The organism is Kitasatospora sp. NPDC058965 (assembly GCF_042741245.1).
Lineage (GTDB): Bacteria > Actinomycetota > Actinomycetes > Streptomycetales > Streptomycetaceae > Kitasatospora.
In genome coordinates, this window is record NZ_JBHYKG010000014.1 from 8,798 (window position 1) to 27,335 (window position 18,538).

14 protein-coding genes are annotated in these 18,538 nt (G+C 76.6%); 12 read left to right on the plus strand and 2 right to left on the minus strand.

Annotated elements, in window-relative coordinates:
• Window positions 1-112 precede the first annotated feature (112 nt).
• Genes ACFW1A_RS04380 through ACFW1A_RS04410 form a run of 7 tightly spaced genes read left to right on the plus strand, consistent with a single transcriptional unit; the run spans window position 113 to window position 10,936 of the window.
• A complete protein-coding gene (locus tag ACFW1A_RS04380) occupies window positions 113-1,075 on the plus strand; it encodes a glycosyltransferase family 2 protein (protein WP_380403923.1) in 963 nt (320 codons plus the stop codon).
• Window positions 1,076-1,078: 3 nt separating this feature from the next.
• Window positions 1,079-2,002 carry a glycosyltransferase family 2 protein gene (locus ACFW1A_RS04385; RefSeq protein ID WP_380403928.1) on the plus strand — a complete coding sequence of 308 codons (924 nt, stop codon included), beginning with the start codon at window positions 1,079-1,081 and terminating at the stop codon, window positions 2,000-2,002.
• Window positions 1,999-2,817, plus strand: coding sequence for a polysaccharide deacetylase family protein (locus tag ACFW1A_RS04390; protein ID WP_380403933.1), 819 nt, complete (start codon window positions 1,999-2,001; stop codon window positions 2,815-2,817). Before ACFW1A_RS04385 ends, ACFW1A_RS04390 begins: the two co-directional genes overlap by 4 nt.
• A 47-nt stretch (window positions 2,818-2,864) precedes the next feature.
• Window positions 2,865-5,603 carry an HAD hydrolase family protein gene (locus tag ACFW1A_RS04395; RefSeq protein ID WP_380403935.1) on the plus strand — a complete coding sequence of 913 codons (2,739 nt, stop codon included), beginning with the start codon at window positions 2,865-2,867 and terminating at the stop codon, window positions 5,601-5,603.
• Window positions 5,603-7,942 (plus strand): phosphotransferase, encoded by a 2,340-nt coding sequence (locus tag ACFW1A_RS04400; RefSeq protein WP_380403938.1) that lies wholly within the window; start codon window positions 5,603-5,605, stop codon window positions 7,940-7,942. The genes ACFW1A_RS04395 and ACFW1A_RS04400 overlap by 1 nt, the downstream gene beginning before the upstream one ends.
• Window positions 7,921-9,675, plus strand: a complete 1,755-nt coding sequence (locus ACFW1A_RS04405) for a glycosyltransferase (protein WP_380403941.1) — start codon at window positions 7,921-7,923, stop codon at window positions 9,673-9,675. The genes ACFW1A_RS04400 and ACFW1A_RS04405 overlap by 22 nt, the downstream gene beginning before the upstream one ends.
• A gap of 16 nt (window positions 9,676-9,691) precedes the next feature.
• Window positions 9,692-10,936 (plus strand): family 16 glycosylhydrolase, encoded by a 1,245-nt coding sequence (locus ACFW1A_RS04410; protein WP_380403944.1) that lies wholly within the window; start codon window positions 9,692-9,694, stop codon window positions 10,934-10,936.
• Between the two features lie 29 nt (window positions 10,937-10,965).
• Here ACFW1A_RS04410 and ACFW1A_RS04415 read toward each other — a convergent pair whose 3' ends face one another.
• Entirely contained in the window at window positions 10,966-12,195 is a 1,230-nt protein-coding gene (locus ACFW1A_RS04415; protein ID WP_380403947.1) for an FAD-dependent oxidoreductase, read from the minus strand.
• Between the two features lie 184 nt (window positions 12,196-12,379).
• On the opposite strand from ACFW1A_RS04415, the gene ACFW1A_RS04420 reads away from it, so the two are divergent.
• Together ACFW1A_RS04420 and ACFW1A_RS04425 are read left to right on the plus strand one after the other, a co-directional pair.
• Entirely contained in the window at window positions 12,380-13,594 is a 1,215-nt protein-coding gene (locus ACFW1A_RS04420) for an ATP-grasp domain-containing protein (protein ID WP_380403950.1), read from the plus strand.
• A 60-nt stretch (window positions 13,595-13,654) separates the two neighbouring features.
• Complete coding sequence (locus ACFW1A_RS04425; RefSeq protein WP_380403952.1) at window positions 13,655-15,283, plus strand: hypothetical protein; 1,629 nt, start codon at window positions 13,655-13,657, stop codon at window positions 15,281-15,283.
• A gap of 30 nt (window positions 15,284-15,313) precedes the next feature.
• Here ACFW1A_RS04425 and ACFW1A_RS04430 read toward each other — a convergent pair whose 3' ends face one another.
• Window positions 15,314-15,928 (minus strand): TetR/AcrR family transcriptional regulator, encoded by a 615-nt coding sequence (locus tag ACFW1A_RS04430; protein WP_380403955.1) that lies wholly within the window; start codon window positions 15,926-15,928, stop codon window positions 15,314-15,316.
• Window positions 15,929-16,043: 115 nt separating this feature from the next.
• Between ACFW1A_RS04430 and ACFW1A_RS04435 the strand changes: the two genes are divergently transcribed.
• Genes ACFW1A_RS04435 through ACFW1A_RS04445 form a run of 3 tightly spaced genes read left to right on the plus strand, consistent with a single transcriptional unit; the run spans window position 16,044 to window position 18,519 of the window.
• Window positions 16,044-16,799, plus strand: coding sequence for an SDR family oxidoreductase (locus tag ACFW1A_RS04435; RefSeq protein ID WP_380403958.1), 756 nt, complete (start codon window positions 16,044-16,046; stop codon window positions 16,797-16,799).
• The gene (locus ACFW1A_RS04440) at window positions 16,796-17,566 is read left to right on the plus strand and encodes an SDR family NAD(P)-dependent oxidoreductase (protein WP_380403961.1); all 771 of its coding nucleotides are present in this window, start codon (window positions 16,796-16,798) and stop codon (window positions 17,564-17,566) included. The genes ACFW1A_RS04435 and ACFW1A_RS04440 overlap by 4 nt, the downstream gene beginning before the upstream one ends.
• Entirely contained in the window at window positions 17,563-18,519 is a 957-nt protein-coding gene (locus ACFW1A_RS04445; protein WP_380403964.1) for an NADPH:quinone oxidoreductase family protein, read from the plus strand. The genes ACFW1A_RS04440 and ACFW1A_RS04445 overlap by 4 nt, the downstream gene beginning before the upstream one ends.
• Window positions 18,520-18,538: the final 19 nt, after the last annotated feature.

Consider the following 18,538-nt stretch of genomic DNA (forward strand, 5'->3'; position numbering starts at 1 on the left):
GGCCCTCACGGCCTTTCGCCCGGCCAAAACCGCCCCGGGCCCCCCCCCGCCCCCCCCGGGGCCCGGTACCACCGCGACGTCCGCGGCGCGCCCTCGTCGGGCGGGCAGCGCCGTGGCGTCCGCGGAACCGCCGCTGATCAGCGTGGTCGTGGCCACCCACGACCGCGCCGCACGCCTGCGGTGCTGCCTGGACTCGCTGCTGCGGAACGGCTATCCGCACTTCGAGGTGATCGTCGTGGACAACGCCCCGTCGTCCGACGACACCCGGCAGCTGATCGGCCGGCGGTACGCCGGCCAGGTCCACTACCTGCGCGAGCCGGTGGCGGGCCTGGCCCGGGCGCACAACGCGGCGCTGCCCGCCGTGCGCGGCGAACTGTGCGCGTTCACCGACGACGACACGCTGGCCGACCCGCGCTGGCTGGCCGCGCTGGCCGAGGCGTTCGGCCAGGACCGGCGGATCGGCTGCGTCACCGGGCTGATCCTGCCCGCCGAACTGCAGACCCCCGCCCAGCTCGCGCTGGAGCGGCTGGCCGGCTTCAGCAAGGGCTTCGCCCCGCTGCGCTGGTCGCTGGCCGACCCGCCGGCCGACCCGCTCTTCCCTTTCACCGCCGGGCAGTTCGGTTCGGGAGCCAACATGGCCTTCCGCACCTCGACGCTGCGCCGGCTCGGCGGCTTCGACCCCGCGATGGGCACCGGCACCCCGGCCCGCGGCGGCGACGACCTGCTCGCCTTCCTGCGGGTGCTGGCGGCCGGCTACACCCTGGCCTACCAGCCCGAGGCGCTGATCTGGCACCACCACCGGCGCGCGCCGGAGGCGGTGCCGGCCCAGGCGTTCGGCTACGGCGCCGGGTTCGGGGCCTTCGTGGCCGCCGCCCTGGTGCAGGAGCCGCAACTGGGCGCGGCGCTGCTGCGGAGGCTGCCCAAGGGCCTCGGCCGGGCCGCCCAGCGGGCCTCGCGGTACTCCGACGAGGTGCCGCAGACCCCGGGGCTGGGCCTGCTGGAGCTGCGCGGCCTGGCCTACGGGCCGGTCGGCTACCTGCGCAGCCGGCTGCAGGCCCGCCGGATCGGAGGCTGAGCCATGCCCGCGCTGCCCACCCTGACCGTCGCCGTCTGCGCCTACACCACGCGGCGCTGGGCCGACCTGAGCGCCGCGCTGGACTCGCTGCGCCACCAGCAGTACCCGCCCGAGGAGGTGCTGCTGGTGGTCGACCACTGCCCCGAACTCGCCGCCCGGGCCGAACTGGCCTGGCCCGACGTGCAGGTGATGGCGAATCAGGAGGCCCGCGGGCTGTCCGGGGCGCGCAACACCGCGGTGGCGCACGCGCACGGCGAGGTGATCGCCTTCCTGGACGACGACGCGGTGGCCGAACCCGCCTGGACCGGCCACCTGCTGGCCGGCTACCGGGACCCGGCGGTGCTGGGCGTCGGCGGGCTGGTCCGGCCCCGCTGGGACGGCGGCCGACCGGCCTGGTTCCCGCCGGAGTTCGACTGGGTGGTCGGCTGCAGCTACCGCGGCCTGCCCGAACACCCCGCGCCGGTGCGGAACTTCATCGGCGCCAACATGTCGTTCCGGCGGGCCGAGCTGGTCGCCGCCGGCGGCTTCCGCACTGAGCTGGGCCGGATCGGCACCCGGCCGCTGGGCTGCGAGGAGACCGAGCTGTGCCTGCGACTGGCCGCCGCCCACCCCGGCTGCGAACTGCGCTACGACCCGGCCGCCGCAGTGCGCCACCACGTGCCGCGGACCCGGGCCCGGTGGGGCTACTTCCGGGCCCGCTGCTACGCCGAGGGCCTGTCCAAGGCCACCGTGGCCCGGTTCGCCGGCCGGGCCCGGGCGCTGGCCAGCGAACGCAGCTACCTGCGCGCCACACTGCCCCGCGCGGTGGGCCGGGCGCTGCGCCCCGGGCAGCTGCGGGTGGCCGCCGCGATCTGCGCGGGCACCGGCGCCACCGTGCTCGGCTACCTGCGCGGGCGGCTGACCGACCTGGGGAGCGGTGCGCCATGACCGTCGTCCCGGTGCTGCTGTACCACTCGGTCAGCGCCGACCCGCCCGCCTGGATCGCCCCGTACACGGTCGCCCCGAGCGTGTTCGCCGAGCAGCTGGACCGGCTGGCGGACGCGGGCCGCACCGTGGTGCCGCTGCGCCGGCTGGTCGCCGCCCAGCGCGGCGGGCCGCAGCTGCCCGAGCGCAGCGCCGTGCTGACCTTCGACGACGGCTTCGAGGACTTCTACTGGACGGTCGCGCCGATCCTCACCGAGCGCGGCCTGCCCGCCACCCTGTACCTGACCACCGGGGCGGTCCACCCGCCGGGCGAGGAGGGCAGCGGCAGCCTGCTGCCGCCCGCACCGATGCTGAACTGGCGTCAGGTGGCCACCCTGGACGCCTACGGCTTCGACATCGGCGGCCACTCGCTGACCCACCCCCAGCTGGACACGCTGGGGCGGGCCCGGCTCTGCGCCGAGGTGGCCGACTGCAAGCGGATCCTGGAGGACGCGCTCGGCCACCCGGTCACCAACTACGCCTACCCGCACGGCTACAACAGCGCGGCCGTGCGGCGCAAGGTGCACCAGGCCGGCTGGACCTCGGCCACCGCGGTGGCGAACCGTTTCAGCTCGCAGGCCGACGACCCGCTGCGGATCGCCCGCCTGATGGTCCGGGCGGACACCGCCCCCGACCTGTTCCAGCAGTGGGTGACCGGCCACGGCGCACCCATCGCACCCCGCCCGGAGCGGCTGCGCACCAAGGGCTGGCGGGTCTACCGCCGGCTGCGCGCCGCCGTCGGCCGACCGGCCGGCGGCCCGCCCCCGGTGGAGGACTGACCGGCGGGTCGCACTCGCCGAACACCGCCCGACTGGGAGGCTGAACCATGGTCGACGCACAGATCCGCACCTCGCGCCGCGCGGTGCCGGACGACCACCGCCCCGCCGCCCCGGTGCCGGTGGCGGTCGACCCGCTGCAGACCGTGCCCGAGCTGACCGAGCGGCTGCTGGCGGAGGTGGAGCGGGCCGACTGGCTGGAGGCCTACCTGGCCGCCGCCGGTGCCACCCAGATCCTGCAGGACCTGCTGGAGGGCACCGACCGCGCCCTGCCGCGGGCCGCCCGGCACCTGGCCGACCGCCGGTTCGGCGCGCTGCTGCGGGTGCTGGCGCGGCTGTCCGTGCTGCTGCGCCCGTGGCGCGGCCGGTGGGCGCTGCGGCGCTGGTGCGACCGGCTGGCGGCGCTGACCGACCAACTGGCCGACCTGGTGCTGGTGCCCGGCCGGGCCGACCAGGCCGGGCCGGGCCTGTCGGCGGCCGCCCGGCCGGCCGCCACCGGGCCGGCCGGCTGCCGGGCGCTGCGCCGCGCGGTGCTGCGCCGGCCGCCGTGCTTCGCCGGGTTCGACCAGCACCCGCAGGACGTCGCCGAACTGGTCCGGCGGTTCGCCGCCCAGTACCCCGAGCACGGCCGCCCGCTGCTGGTGCTCGGCGTGCGCACGTCCGGCAGCTACCTGGCCCCGCTGGCCGGCGCGGCGCTGCGGGCCCGCGGCTACGCGGCGGTCACCGTCGGCACCGTGCGCCCGCACGGTCCGCTGCTGCCCGGGCGGCGGCGGACCGCCCGCCGCACCGCCCGCCGCGGCGGCGCCGTGCTGCTGCTGGACGCCCCGCCGGAGACCGGCGGCTCGGTGGCGGCGGTGGCCCGCGCGGCCGAGCGGGCCGGCTTCCCGGCCGCCGCCGTGGTGCCGCTGCTCGCGCTGTTCGGCGCGGCGGTGGTGCCCGAGGCGCTGCACCGCTACCCGTGCGTGCTGCTGCCCGGCGACCGCTGGGCGGTGCGCGAGCGGCTGGGCGAGGCCGGACTGCTGCGCACCGTGGCCGCCGTGCTGCCCGACTCCGTGCGGGTGGCCGAGGTGACCGCGCCCGCGGTGGGCCGGCCGTCCCGCTGGGCGCACCTGTCGGTCCCGGTGGCCGTCCGGGTGGAGCGGGCCGACCGCTCGGCCGTGCTGCTCTCGCTCACCGCGGAGTGGGCGGGCCTGGGCGGCTTCGGCCGCTACCGCGCGCAGATCGCCGAGCGGCTGCCCGGTCTGGTCGCCCCGGTGCTCGGCTTCGTCGACGGCGTGCTGCTGCGCGAGCGGCTGCCGGGCGAGGACCGGCCGGGCCGTCCGGTGGCCCCGGTCGCCGTGGCCGGCTACCTGGCGCAGCGCCGGCGCAAGCTCGCGCTGGCCGAGGACCGCAGCGCCTGGCTGGCCGGCCGCCGGCCGGTCTGGGAGGTGGCCGGCCAGGTGCTGGCCGCCCCCTACGGCCGGTTCGCGCTGCCGGCCCGCATCGCGCTGCTCGACCGGCTGGCCCGCCGCACGCTGACCGTCGACCACCCGTGCGTGACCGACGGCCGAACCGGTCCGGGCGCCTGGGCCGCCGACGGGCGCGGCGGCTGGGCCAAGACCGACTGCGCCGGCGGCAGCTCCAGCCACCTCGACCTGGCCGGCCGGGACGCCGCCTTCGACCTGGCGGGCGCCGCGCTCGGCTCCCCCGAGGACGAGGCCGCCCTGCTGGCCCGCTACCGCGAACTGACCGGCGACCCGCTGCCGGGCGCCCGCTGGTGCCTGCTGCAACTGGTGCAGGCGTGGAACGAGCGGCGCCTCGCCGCCGCCGGGGCGCTGCCCGCCCCGGCCGGCGAGCGGGCCCGCACCGCCCAGGCCCGCGCGGTGCGCCGGTTCCTGGCCGACGTCTACCTGGCCGACCTGCCCGCCGACTCCGGCGGCAGCGGCTGGGTGGTGCTGGACGTGGACGGCGTGCTGGAGACCGACGCGCCGGGATTCCCCGCCTCCTCGCCGCTCGGCCTGCTGGCGCTGCGCGCGCTGCGGGCGCACGGCTACCGCACCCTGCTGGCCACCGGGCGCTCGTTGCCCGAGGTGCGCGAGCGGTGCGCCGACTACGGGCTGTCCGGCGGCGCGGCCGAGTACGGCTGCGTCGGCTGGGACGGGCAGGGCGAACTGGCCCTGCTGCCGCAGGAGCTGCGCGAGGCGGGCGACGGCGGGCTGCCCGGGCGGATCGCCGCGCTGCCGGGCTGCTCGGTGGACCTGCGCTACCTGTGGTGCGTGCGCGGCCGGAGCGCCGCCGGACCGGGTGCGCTCGATCCGCGGACGGTCCGTCAGCTGCTCGCCGACTGCGACCCGCCGGTCCGGTACGAGGTGGTGCCGGGCGAGGCGCAGACCGACTTCGTGCCGCTGGGCGCCGACAAGGGCCACGGCGTGCGCGCCCTGCTGGACCACCTGGGCGCGCCCGGCGCCGTCCCGGTGCTGGCGGTCGGCGACGGCCGGGCCGACCTGTCGATGCTGCGGTCGGCGGTGCACGGCAGGGCCCCGGCCAACGGGCAGCGGGCGCTGCACGACACCCCCGTGACGGTGCTGCGCCACGCGTACCAGGCCGGCCTGGCCGAGGCGGTCGCGGGCCTGATCGGCCACCCCGTGGGCAGCTGCGACCAGTGCCGGCCCCCGCTGCCGGACGACACCGCCCGCCCGCTGCTGGCGCTGCTCGCGGTGTCGGAGGACGGCCGGCGCGGCACGGTCTCGCGCACCGCCCGGCTGGTCCGCGCCGCGCTGCGGCCGGACGGACCCGGGGAGCGGCTGTGATGCTCCGCTCCCCGGCCAGGGTCCGGGTGGTCGCCGAGGTGGCCGCCACCGACGGGGCCGCGCCGTCCCGGGCCCGCCGTCGCCGGGCCGACCCGCTGCTGCGCAACGGCCTGCTGCTGACGGCCAGTTCGCTGATCACCTCGCTGGTGGGAGTCGGCTTCTGGGCGCTCGCCGCCCGCTGGTACAGCCCGGCGCAGGTGGGCCGCAACTTCGCCGCCGTGTCCGCGCTCATGCTGCTGGGCGGGATCGGGCAGTTCAACCTCTCCACCGTGATGGTGCGCTTCGTGCCGCCGGCCCTGCGCCCGGCCCGGCTGGTGCTCCGCTCCTACCTGGGCGCGTTGGCCGCCACCGCGCTGGTCAGCGTCGTCTTCGTGCTGCTGATCCCGCTGATCTCGCCCCAACTGGGCTTCCTGCACGCGCCGCTGCTGGGCGCGGCCTTCGTGGTGGGCGCCGCCGGCTACGCGATCTTCGAACTGCAGGACGGGGTGCTCACCGGGCTGCGCCGGGCCGATCTGGTGGTCTGGGAGAACTCCGGATTCGCCTTGCTGAAGACCGGGCTGCTGGGCGCCTTCGCGGTGGGCGGACTGACCCTGGGCATCCTGCACTCGTGGCTCGTCGGCCTGGTGGTGGTGGTCGCGGTGACCAACGCCTACATGTTCACCCGGGTGATCCCGCGCCACCGCCCGCGCGGCAGTGCGGTCAGCCCGACGCCCGGTTACGTGGCGGCCGACTTCGTCGGGGCGATGTGTTGGCAGGCCGCCACCTCGCTGCCGCCGATCATCGTGCTGAACGTGGCGGGCGCCGCGCCCAGCGCCTACTTCTCGATCTCCTGGCTGATCGCCTTCGGCCTCTACCAGCTGGCCAACAACATGGGCTACTCGCTGATGGTCGAGTCCGCCGACGAACGCCGGCTGCCGGCCCACTACTGGCGGATCATGCGGCAGGCCGGCACGATCCTGGTCGCGGCGGTGCTGCTGCTGGAGCTCGGCGCGCCCGTGCTGCTGCGGGTGTTCGGGCCCGACTACGCGGCCCACGGCACCACGACGCTGCGGTTGCTGGGCGCCTCCGCGCTGCCCAACCTGGTGCTTACCACGACGGTGGCGGTCTGCCGGGTGCGCCGGCGGCTGCGGGTGTCGGTCAGCGCGCTGTTCGTGCTGTCGGTGATGGTGCTGGGGCTGACCGTGCTGCTGCTGCCGCACTGGGGGATCGCCGGAGCGGCGGCCGCCTGGCTGGTGGCGCAGCTGACGGTGGCCACCGGGCTGCTGGTGCTCGCCCGCCACTGGCGGCCGGCCGGGGACGGGGACCGGCCGCACGGCACCGGCGGGTGGCTGACCCGGGTGTGCTGCCTGCCGGTGGCCCCGCCGCGGCTGCGGCGGGCGGCGGACCGGCGCACGGCCCGTCGGCTGGCGGCCCGGGCCCGGCCCGGCGCCCGGCCGTCGGGGGTCGAACGCACCGCTGCCGACGTGCTGGTCGTCCGGCTGGACGGCGCCCGGGGCCCGGTCACGGTCACCCACCCGTGCACCGGCCGGGCGGCGGCCGCGCTGGCCGCCGACTGCGAGGCGCTCGCCCGGCTCGGCGCCGACCCGCGGCTCGACGGACTGCACGCGCTGCTCCCGGGGGTCACGGACCACCGGTTGACGGGTCGACTGCCGATGGCGGTGCAGGCCCGCCCGCCCGGCACGGACGGCGAGCGGCTGCTGCAGCGGGACCCCGGGAGCGCCCGGGCGCTGGCGGCCGGCTCGCTCGGCGCGATCGCCGCACTCCACCGGGCCACCGGGCGGACCGAACCGGCCGCCGCGCTGCTGGCGGACTGGGTGGACCGCCCGGCCGACCAGCTGGCCGCCGGACTCGCCTGCTGCCGTGACGGGGCGGGTGCGGCCGCGCTGCGGGCGGTGCGGGAGCGGCTGCACGCCCGGCTGGCGGAGCGCCGGATGCTGGTGGCCTGGACGCACGGCGACTTCCACCCCGGTCAGGTGCTGCTGGACGGCCGGCTGCGGGTGACCGGACTGATCGACTGGTCCAGCGCGGTGGAGCGCGGCCCGGCCGAGGTGGACGGGTACCAGTTCGTCTTCGCGCTGCACCGGCTGCTGGACGGACGGGGGATCGGCGAGCAGGCGGCCCGGTGGGCGGCGGGACGTGATCCCGAACCCGACGACCTGGCGCTGCTGGCCGTCACCGGCACCCCGGTGACCCCGGAAGGGGCGTTGCTCGGCTGGCTGTGGCGGGTCGCCGGCGATGTCACCAAGGGCGGCCGGTCCGCCCGCGACCACTGGTGGGTGGCGGCCAATCTGGCGCCGGTCCTGACGGAGGCAAGGCGATGGCCCGAGAGTCGACGGTGACGGCTGCGCCGCCCACCAGGCTGCGCCGGGTGGGCGGACGCGGTCCCTGGCCGCAGTGGGTGCCGCGCGCGATGCTGCCCGTGGCGCTGGCCGTCTGGCTCGTCTCGCTGCGCCGGGTGCAGCTGGAGCGGATGGGCGACCTGGGGCTGCTCCAGGTGCTGCCGGTCTGGTTCTGGGTGGCGGTGGCCCTGCTCACGCTGGGCTTCGTGGCCGCCCTGCGGGACCTGCGGGTCGGCAAGGGGTGGCTGGCGGGCTACCTGCTGGCGCTGGTGATGATGATCCACGCCACCCCGAGCCTGCTCTACCCCGCGCTGCGCTACTCCTGGGCCTGGAAGCACATCGCGGTGCTGGACGCGATGCTGCGGCACAACGGCACCGTGCCCAACGCGCAGGGCCTGGACATCTACAACCAGTGGCCCGGCTTCTTCCAGATCAACGCGCTGCTGCTGCGGGTCACCGGGATGCACTCGGCGCTCGGCTACGCGGCGTGGGCGCCGGTCTTCTTCAACGTGCTGCTGCTCGGGCCGCTGCTGCTGCTCTACCGCTCGGTCAGCAGCGACCGCCGGGTGGTCTGGGGCGGGGTGTGGATCTTCTACTCGGCCTCCTGGGTGGGCCAGGACTACTTCGCCCCGCAGGCCTTCGCCTTCCTGCTCTACGCCAGCCTGCTGGCGGTGCTGATCAGGCGGCTGCACGAGCCCGGGGTGCACGGCTGGCCGCCGGGCCGGCTGCTGATGCTGCTGCTGATCGAGTTCGCGATCGCCTCCTCGCACCAGCTGACCCCGCTGATGCTGATCAGCGCGCTGCTGATGCTCGCGCTGCCCCGGCGCAACCGGCGCACCGTGCTGCCGCTGCTCGCCGGCGCGGTCGGGTTCACCGTGCTGTGGGACGCCACGGTGGCCCGGCCGTACCTGTCGGCCAACCTGCACGACCTGCTGCACGCGCTCACCTCGCCGGACGCCAACGTGCTGTCCGGGCTGGCCGGACTGGGCGCGGCGGCCCCGGGACAGGTGCTGGTGGCCTGGGTGGACCGGGGGATGTCGGCCGCGCTCTTCGCGCTGGCCGCCGTGGCGTACTGGCGCCGTCCGTGGACCCGGCGGACCGGGGTGCCCCTGCTCGCGCTGTCGCCGCTGCCGCTGCTGGTGGCGAACAACTACGGCGGCGAGATGATCTTCCGGGCGTACCTGTTCTCGCTGCCCGCCACCGCCTTCCTGACCGCCGCGCTGCTGTTCGCGCCCTCGGAGCGGCCGCGCCTGCGGGCGGTGGTGGTGACGGGGCTGCTCGGGACGCTGCTGGTCGGACTGTTCTTCGGCTACTACAGCAAGGAGAGCATGAACTGGTTCTCCACCGACGAGGTCGCCGCGGTGCGCACCACGATCGACCGCGCGCCACCGGGCAGCCGGATCGTCTCGGTCACCGGCGACCTGCCCGGCGCCGACCTGCACTACGACGAGCACAGCCGGGTGGTCTTCTCGCAGGACACGCTGGCGGAGCGCCGGGCGCTGCTGGTCGACCCGACCTCGGCGATCCTGCACGCGCAGGTCGGTGCGAACGGCCCGACCTACCTGGTGCTCACCCGGGCCCAGGCCGCGGAGTGCTACCTGACCGGCACGCTGCCCGCGGACACGGTGGCCCGGCTGCGGGCCGCCGCGGACGCGCTGCCGGCGCTGACGCCGGTGTACCGGGGCCCGGACGCGGTGGTCTACCAGTACGTGGCGACGACCGGCACCCCGTGATGGACGGAGGCTCCTGATGACCAGGTTCGTGACGACCAGGACCGTGCTCGCGCTCTCGGGGTGGGTCGCGCTGCTCGCCACCCTGCTGCCCGCGGGCTCGCCGGTGCGGGTCGCGGTCACCGCGGCGTTCGTGCTGCTGGCCCCCGGTGCGGCGGCGGTGCGGCCCCGGTGGCCGCGGCCGCGCGAGGGCGCCGTGCTGCCCGCGCTGGAGGGCGCGGTACTGACGGTGGCGGTGAGCCTGGCGCTGGCGGTCGCGGTGGCGGAGGCGTTCTACCTGCACCACGCGTTCACGCTGCCCCGGGCGCTGGCGGTGCTGGCGGCGGTCACCACCGTGCTGGCGCTGCTGCCGCGGGCCGGGGACCGGGAGCCGGGCGGTGGTCAGCGGGCCCCGCGCGGGCGCCCCGCGCGGCGGCGCTGGTGGCGGGCCGGCGGCGCTGGCCTGCTGCTGGTCGCCACGGGCTGCAGCGGCCCGCCCGCCCCCGGCCTGGGCGGCGGCCCGTCCACCGCGCCGGTGACCAGCCCCGGTGCCCTCGGCGCCGACCCCGCCGCGGCCGGCCCCTGGCACCTGGTCTTCCACGACGACTTCAACGGCACCGCGCTGGACACCGCCCGCTGGGCCACCTGCTACGACTGGAACGACCACGGGTGCACCAACGCCGGCAACCACGAGTCCGAGTGGTACCTGCCGGGCCAGGTGTCCGTGCGGGACGGCCGGGCCGTGCTCACCGCGCAGCGGCGCGACACCGTCGGCAGCGACGGGAAGACCTACCCGTGGACCTCCGGCATGATCACCACCGGGCGGGACTCCTGGAACGGCACGCCCAAGGAGACCTTCACCCGCGGCTACTTCGAGGTCGCCATGCGGGTCCCGAGCGCGGGCGGCATGTTTCCCGCGTTCTGGCTGATGCCCGACACCCGCAGCGCCCCGCCCGAGCTCGACGTGGCCGAGTTCCCCAGCGACCCGAACGCCGTGAACTTCAACCTGCACTGGATCGGGCCCGACAAGAGCGACCAGCACGTCGGCCTGACCTGGGGTCCGGCCGACTTCGCGGGCAGCACGCACGTGCTCGCGGCGGACTGGGAACAGGACTCGGTCACCTGGTACGTGGACGGGGTGGCCCGGTGGAAGCAGACCGAGCACGTCCCCGACGTCCCGATGGAACTGATCGTCAACCTGGCGGTCGGCTACCCGTACCCGCCGGCCCCCGACGTGCAGCAGGCGCAGGCGACGGTGGACTGGGTCAAGGTCTGGCAGCACTGACCCGCAGTCGGCCCGGCACCGACAGGCGGTCAGCCGCGGGCCACCGCGGCGCTGATCCGGCGGGCCGCGAACCCCGTCCCGCAGACGAACCGGAGCACCGGGCCGAAGGACGGCGCCGCCGACAGCCCGGCGAAGTAGAGCCCGGGGACGGCGGACTCGAACCCCGCGCGCAGCCGCGGCACCGGCCCGTCCCGCAGCAGCAGGGCGCGCAGGGAGGGGGAGAGCAGCTCCAGCCGGCGCAGGTCGATCCGGTAGCCGGTGGCGCAGATCAGGTGGTCCGCGGCGACCGAGCGCGGGACGCCGGTGCCGCCGTCCACCGCCCGCAGCTCCAGCCGCACCTGGCCGTCCTCGGCCCAGCCCGCGGTCGGCTGGTAGCCCGTCAGCTGGGGGAACCGCCCCGCGACCCGCTCGCGCAGCCACCAAGCCCCGGAGGGGCCGAGCACGGTGCGCACGAAGTGGGTCCGGGTGCGCTCGGGCAGGTAGCGGAAGGCGGCCGGGCCCTGCGCGAAGGCCAGCAGCGACCAGCCCGGCCCGAGCGGGGAGCCCGGCTTGGCCAGCCGCACCGGCAGCGGCCGGTCGGCGGGCCGGTCGGTGGCGGGCGGGTCGCCGAAGAGCAGCCGGTCGGTGCGGGCCACCAGCACCGGCTCCGCCCCCGACTCGTGCAGCAGCGCCGCGGTCTCCAGCCCCGACTGGCCGGCGCCCAGCACCAGCACCCGCTTGCCGGCGAAGGTGCCCAGGTCGTGGTGGTCCGCCGAGTGCGAGGCCACCCCGGCCTCGACCAGGGGGGCCAGGTCGGCCGGCACGTGGGCGTACGGGCCCAGGCCGGTGGCCAGCACCACGGTGGCGCTGGCGAACCGCTCGCCGTCGTCCAGCGTGACCTGGAACCCGCCGGCCGGGTCGCGGGCCACCTCGATCACCCGGGTGGCCGCCACGTCCGGCACCCAGCGGCTCTGGAACCAGCGGCCGTAGTCGATGAACTCGGCGATCGGCACCGGGTGGCGGTCCTCGCCGCCCGGGCGGCCCTCCTCGGCCCGGAACTGCTCCAGCCGCCCGCGCCCGGCCGGGCCGGCGATCGAGGAGGCGGACGGGGTGGATTTGAGGTACATCCCGGCCGGCATCCGCGCCTGCCAGCTCTCCATCGTCTCGCCGAACACCCGCGGCTCGATGCCGCGGGCGCGCAGGTGGGCGGCGATCGCCAGACCGTAGGGGCCGGCTCCGACCACGGTGGCCTGGGTACGCGGGCTGCTGCTCGACTCCATGGCGAGCCTCCTCGGGACGTCGCGGGGTCGCGAACGGCATTCCGTCCTCCAGCATGCGCCGCCCGGCCCGCGCGCGCCCTGCGACGTGAGTGGTCGGGACGTGAGTGGCCGGGACGTGGGCGGGCGGTCCGGGTGCGGTGCGCCGAGAATGGTGCTGACTGCTGTCCCCGGAAGCGAGGGCGGGATGACGGAGCAGGGACCGGAGCTGGACCGCAGCGTCCCCGCGCTGCTGGTGAAGGTGGGTCACTACCCGCAGCACCACGGGGGGCTGGGCGTGGTGCGGACACTGGCCAGGGCGGGGGTCGCGGTGCACGCGATGGTCGAGGCGCCGACCACGCCGGTGGCGCTGTCCCGGCACCTGGCCGGGTACGCGGTGTACCGGAGCAGCGGGCGGGAGCCGCCCGGGCACCTGGTCGACGAGATCTGCGCGATCGCCGAGCGGATCGGCCGCCCGGCGGTGGCGGTCCCCACCGACGACGAGGCCGCCGTGCTGCTCGCCGAGCACGCCGACGCGTTCGCCCCGCACCTGCTGCTGCCGCCGGTGGCCGCCGGGCTGCCGCGCCGGCTCGCCAGCAAGGCCGGGCTGGACGAGCTGTGCCGGCGCCACGGGACCCCGACCCCGCGCTCGGCGGCGGTCGCGGACCGCGCGGCGCTGCTCGCGCTGGGGCGGGAGTGGGGCTACCCGCTGGTGCTGAAGAACCTGGAGGCCTTCACCCGGCTGCGCGCGCCCGTGGTCGGGCACACCACGCTGGTCCGGAACGAGGGCGCGCTGCGGGAGCTGGTGGCCGACGTTCCGCTCTCGGTGCTGGCCCAGGAGTACCTGCCGACCGAGCGGACCGAGGACTGGAGCACGCACCTGTACTGCGGGGCGGGCGGCGAGCCGCGGGTGGCGTTCACCGGGCGCAAGGTGCGGGCCTGGCCGCCCGACTCCGGGGTCACCACCCGGGCGGTGGCGCTGCCGAACCGTCACCTCCTGGAGCAGGCGGTGCGGTTCTGCCGGGCGATCGGCTACGCCGGGGCGGCCGACCTGGACTGGCGGCTGGACCTGCGCGACGGGACGTACAAGCTGCTCGACTTCAACCCCCGCACCGGCGCGCAGTTCCGGCTGTTCGAGGACGAGCACGGCGTGGACGTGGTGCGGGCGCTGCACCTGGAGCTGACCGGCCGCCGGGTGCCGCCCGCGCCGCAGCGCACCCCGCGGACCTTCGTGGTGGGCCAGTTGGACCTGCCCTCGATGCTCTGCTGGGTCGCGCGCCACCGCCGGCCGCCGCAGGCGGTGCTGCCCCGCGCGGGCACCGAGCGCGGCTGGCTGAGCCTGGACGACCCGCTGCCCGCGGTGGCGGAGGCCTGCTGGTTCGCCGGCACCGTGGCGCGCCGGCTGCTGGGCCGCACCGGGTGACATCCGGCCGCCCAGCGGTGACACTGTGCTGACCCAGCGTCAGGCAGGAGGGATGCGCAGGTGGACGTGCACGGCTACCGCACGGTCGTGACCAGCGGATTCGACTACGTGACCACCGGCGGCCTGGCGGACGCGCAGCTGCGCGACTGGCTGCGGGACGTGAAGAAGTACGACCCGGACCTGCTGGAGTACGGCCCGGGTGCCGGCGGCGGGGTCCGGCTGGACGCCGACTCGCAGACCAACCTGCACGGCGCGTACACCCGCTGGCGGCTGCGCGAGAGCGGCTCCGACGGAGTCTGGCAGACCCTGCTGGTGATCCGGTCGCGCCCGGACGGGGCCACCCCCTGGGTCCGGCTGGAGGTGGAGCAGCTGCCGGGCGGGCCGGGGGCGCGGCCCGCCTCCGCCCACCCGCCGCGGTTGGCCGCCCCGCTGCTGGCGGCGCTCGGCGCGCGGGACGGCCTGGCCGCGGTGCGGGCCGAGCCGGCCGTCATCGGGCCTGCGGACGTGCCCCGGGTGGTGGCCGAACTGTGCGACCCCGGACGGCGGTTGCCCACTGTGGTGGTCTCGGTGGCGGACGAGGCGGAGCGGGCGGAGGCGGTCGGGCTGCTGCGCGGACTGCCCGGGCTCGCGGTGCTCTACCTGCTCGGGCCGCAGGCGGAGCCGGCGTTCCACCGCGCGCTGCCGCACCACCGGGTGGTCGACGGCGCGGTGCGCACGTTCCTGCCCGGAGTGCGGCCGGACCGGTTCGCCGACGCCTACCGGCACCCGCTGCTGCGCCGCTCGGCGCGGCAGGAGGACCCGGCCGGGGCCGCCCGGCTGTTGACCCGGCTGCCCCGGCGGCTGGCGGTGCGCTCGCCGCTGCCCGCCGGGCTGGTCGACACCCCGGCGCTGCGGCCACGCCCGGCCACCGAGGCCAGCGCCTCCGAGCTGGAGCGGCTGCGCGCGGAGAACACGGCGCTGACCCAGCTGCTGGACGAGGCCGGGCAGGAGGAGGCGGCCCGGCTCGGCGAGATCGGCGAGCTGCGACTGGAGCTGCGGGAGCGGGAGGAGAGCGGCTTCGAGCTGGCCGTGGAGCTGGAGGAGCGGGCCGACGAGCTGCGCCGCACCGCGAGCCGGCTGCGGGAGCTGCAGCGGCAGTTGGTGGAGCTGGACCGGGCGGCACTGGCCTTCGGCGAGCCGGCCGCCTTCGACGCCGGGCCGCCCGGCTTCGAGGAGCTGCTGCACCGGCTGGGCGAGTTGGGCGCGGTGCGGTTCACCGGGAACCGGCGGACCACCGCCGAGCTGGACGCGCAGGCGCTCGGCTCGGACTGGGCGGCCACCGCCTGGGACGCGCTGCTGGCGCTGCAGGACTACGCGGCGGCCCGCACCGACGGCGCGCCGCTGCGGGACTTCCTGCACTGGTGCCGGGAGACCCCGCCGGGCGGGCACGGCTTCCCGCCCGGCAAGGTGGTCCGGGACGAGTCGACGCAGACCGCCGGGCGCAAGGCCTGGCGCCAGCAGCGCACCTTCCCGGTGCCGGTGGCGGTGGACCCGGCCGGGGAGCTGTTCATGGGGGCGCACCTGCGGATCGGCGCGGGCAACGCCAAGGCACCGCGGCTGCACTTCCACGACGACACGGCGCACACCGGGCTGGTCTACGTGGGGTACCTGGGGCCGCACCTGGACAACACGCTGAGCGGGAGCATCTGAGCGGTCCGGCCGTCGGGCCCGGGCGCCGGGTCAGACCCGGGCGCCCAGCATCCGCAGCGCCAGCTCGCCGTAGCGCACGCCCAGCTGCTCGGGGGCCTCGGTGCTGCGCTCGTTGTACCAGCGGGCCACGTCGATGCCGAGGCCGGTGATCGCGCGGGCGGCGGTGCGCGAGTCGGTGCCGAGGAAGGCGCCGGTGCGCACGCCGTCCTCGATCACCTGCTTCACCAGGTCCTCGATCCGCCGGCGCAGCGCGGCGACCTCGGCGAAGTCCTCCTCGGGCAGCGCGCGCAGCTCGTAGTTGACGATCCGCCCGACGGTGTGGCCGCGGGCGTGCCAGCAGGTGAAGTCCTCGACCAGGCGGCGCATCTGCTCCACCGGGTGGTCGCTGCTGCGCACCGCCTGCTCGACCAGGTCCAGGGTGGCGGCGTGGCCGCTGCGGCTGATCTCGGCCAGCAGGGCGGCCTTGGACGGGTAGTGGATGTAGAGCGCGGCCGGGCTCATGCCGGCGCCGGTGGCGATGTCCCGGGTGGTGGTGGCGTGGAATCCCCGGGCGGCGAAGGAGTCGACGGCTGCGGCCAGCAGCCGCCGCGCGGCCTCGGGGCGCTCCCCGGGCCACTGGTCGGCGAGGTGCTGGGCGGTGGTCATGGTCGACATCCTCGCACGGGCTCGGGTGGCGGTCGGTGTTGACAGTGTGCGGTGCGGACAACATCCTAAGCAAGCGCTTAGTTACCCGTGAGTTCATGCACTTGTGAGGACGATCATGACGTTGACGTTCAAGGGTCAGGTGGCGCTCGTCACCGGGGCCAGCCGGGGCATCGGCCTGGGCATCGCCCGGGAGCTGGTCGACCGCGGTGCCAAGGTCTGCATCACCGCCCGCAACCCCGAACCGCTCGCCGAGGCGGTGCGCGACCTGGGCGGCGCGGACCACGCCGTCGCGGTGGCCGGCAAGGCCGACGACCCCGAGCACCAGCGGGCGGCGGTGGCGAGCACGATCGAGGCCTTCGGCCGGCTGGACCTGCTGGTCAACAACACCGGCATCAACCCGGTCTTCGGCCCGGTGCTGGACACCGACCCGGCCGCCGCCGCCAAGATCCTGGCCGTCAACGTGCTCGGCCCGCTCGCCTGGACCCGGCTGGCCCACGAGGCCTGGATGCGCGAGCACGGCGGCGCGGTGGTCAACGTCTCCTCGATCGCCGGCCTGCGCACCTCGCCCGGCATCGGGATGTACGGGGTCAGCAAGGCCGCGCTCTCCCGGCTCACCATGGAGCTGGCCGGGGAGCTGGGCCCGAACATCCGGGTCAACGCGGTGGCGCCGGCCGTGGTGAAGACCAAGTTCGCCGAGGCGCTCTACGTGGGCCGCGAGGAGGAGGCGGCCGCGCCCTACCCGCTGAAGCGGCTGGGCGTACCGGAGGACGTGGCCGGCGCGGTGGCCTTCCTGCTCTCCGACGCGGCGGCCTGGATCACCGGCCAGACCCTGGTGGTGGACGGCGGCGTGACCCTGGGCGGCGGGCTGTGACCGGCCGCACCGTGGTGGTCACCGGCGCCGGCCGCGGCATCGGCGCGGCGCTGGCGGCGGCCTTCGCCGCCGAGGGCGCCCGGGTGGTGGTCAACGACCTGGACGCCGCGGCGGCCCGCGAGACCGCCGAGCGGCTCGGTGCCGTGGCGGTGCCGGGGGACGCGGCGAGCCGGGAGGGCGTCGAGGCGCTGGTCGCGGCCGCACGGGCCGAGCTCGGGCGGATCGACGTGTTCTGCGCCAACGCCGGGGTGGCCCCCGGCGGCGGCGCCGATGCGCCCGGACCGGCCTGGTCGGCCGCCTGGGAGGTGAACGTGATGGCCCACGTGCGGGCCGCCGAGCTGCTGCTGCCCGAGTGGCTGGAGCGGGGCGAGGGGCGGTTCGTGGCCACCGTCTCGGCGGCCGGCCTGCTCACCATGCTCGGCTCGGCGCCGTACTCGGTGAGCAAGCACGCGGCGCTGGCCTTCGCCGAGTGGCTCTCGGCCACCTACCGGCACCGCGGGGTGCGGGTGCACGCGCTCTGCCCGCAGGGCGTGCGGACCCAGATCCTGGAGGAGTCCGGCGAGGTCGGCAAGGCCCTGATGGCCGCCGGCGCGCTCGAACCGGAGCAGGTCGCGGCGGACGTGCTGCGGGCGATCGCCGAGGAGCGGTTCCTGATCCTGCCGCACCCCGAGGTGGCGCAGTTCTACGCCCACCGCGCCACCGACCCGGACCGCTGGCTGGACGGGATGAACCACCTGCAGCGCAAGTTCGTCGAGGGAGAGTCATGAGGGCTTGGCAGGTCACCGAGTTGGGGCTGCCGCGGGACGTGATGCGGCTGGTCGGGGACGCGCCGGCCCCGGTGCCCGGCGAGCACCAGGTGCTGGTGCGGGTGAGGGCGGCGGCGGTGAACTTCCCCGACGCGCTGATGTGCCTGGGCCTGTACCAGGTGAAGCCGCCGCTGCCGTACACCCCCGGGGTCGAGCTGTGCGGTGAACTGCCCGGCGGCGAGAAGGTGATCGGCAACCCGGTGGGCGGCAGCGGGGCGTTCGCCGAGTACGCGCTGCTGGACACCCGGGCGATGTTCCCCGCGCCCGCGGCACTGGACGACGCCGAGGCCGCGGCGCTGCACATCGGTTACCAGACGGCCTGGTTCGCGCTGCACCGGCGGGCCCGGCTGCAGGCCGGGGAGACCCTGCTGGTGCACGCGGCCGCCGGCGGCGTGGGCAGTGCGGCGGTGCAGCTCGGCAAGGCGGCCGGCGCGCGGGTGATCGCGGTCGTCGGCGGGCCCGAGAAGGCCGCGGTGGCACGGCAGTTGGGCGCCGACCTGGTGATCGACCGGAAGGCCGCCGACTTCGTGGCCGCGGTCAAGGAGGCCACCGGCGGGCGCGGCGCGGACGTGGTCTTCGACCCGGTGGGCGGCGACGCGTACACCGGCTCGACCAAGTGCGTCGCCTTCGAGGGCCGGATCGTGGTGGTCGGCTTCGCCAGCGGCACCATCCCCAGCCCGCCGCTGGGCCACGCCCTGGTGAAGAACTACTCGGTGCTGGGCCTGCACTGGGGCCTGTACAACGCCAAGGACCCGGCCGCCGTGCTGGCCTGCCACGAGGAGCTCGGCAAGCTCGCGGCGGCCGGCACGGTCAAGCCGCTGATCAGCGAGCGGCTCCCGCTGGAGCGCGCCGCCGAGGGCGTCCAGCGGGTCGCCGAGGGCGCCAGCACGGGCCGGGTGGTGATCCTGCCGTAGCCGCCGACCGCCGGCTCAC

What these genes read in the sequence shown, in the direction of transcription:
- ACFW1A_RS04385 (WP_380403928.1), top strand. Translation starts at nt 1,079, where the DNA reads ATGCCCGCGCTGCCCACCCTGACCGTCGCCGTCTGCGCCTACACCACG.
- ACFW1A_RS04390 (WP_380403933.1), top strand. Translation starts at nt 1,999, where the DNA reads ATGACCGTCGTCCCGGTGCTGCTGTACCACTCGGTCAGCGCCGACCCG.
- ACFW1A_RS04395 (WP_380403935.1), top strand. Translation starts at nt 2,865, where the DNA reads ATGGTCGACGCACAGATCCGCACCTCGCGCCGCGCGGTGCCGGACGAC.
- ACFW1A_RS04400 (WP_380403938.1), top strand. Translation starts at nt 5,603, where the DNA reads ATGCTCCGCTCCCCGGCCAGGGTCCGGGTGGTCGCCGAGGTGGCCGCC.
- ACFW1A_RS04405 (WP_380403941.1), top strand. Translation starts at nt 7,921, where the DNA reads ATGGCCCGAGAGTCGACGGTGACGGCTGCGCCGCCCACCAGGCTGCGC.
- ACFW1A_RS04410 (WP_380403944.1), top strand. Translation starts at nt 9,692, where the DNA reads ATGACCAGGTTCGTGACGACCAGGACCGTGCTCGCGCTCTCGGGGTGG.
- ACFW1A_RS04415 (WP_380403947.1), bottom strand. Translation starts at nt 12,195, where the DNA reads ATGGAGTCGAGCAGCAGCCCGCGTACCCAGGCCACCGTGGTCGGAGCC.
- ACFW1A_RS04420 (WP_380403950.1), top strand. Translation starts at nt 12,380, where the DNA reads ATGACGGAGCAGGGACCGGAGCTGGACCGCAGCGTCCCCGCGCTGCTG.
- ACFW1A_RS04430 (WP_380403955.1), bottom strand. Translation starts at nt 15,928, where the DNA reads ATGACCACCGCCCAGCACCTCGCCGACCAGTGGCCCGGGGAGCGCCCC.
- ACFW1A_RS04435 (WP_380403958.1), top strand. Translation starts at nt 16,044, where the DNA reads ATGACGTTGACGTTCAAGGGTCAGGTGGCGCTCGTCACCGGGGCCAGC.
- ACFW1A_RS04445 (WP_380403964.1), top strand. Translation starts at nt 17,563, where the DNA reads ATGAGGGCTTGGCAGGTCACCGAGTTGGGGCTGCCGCGGGACGTGATG.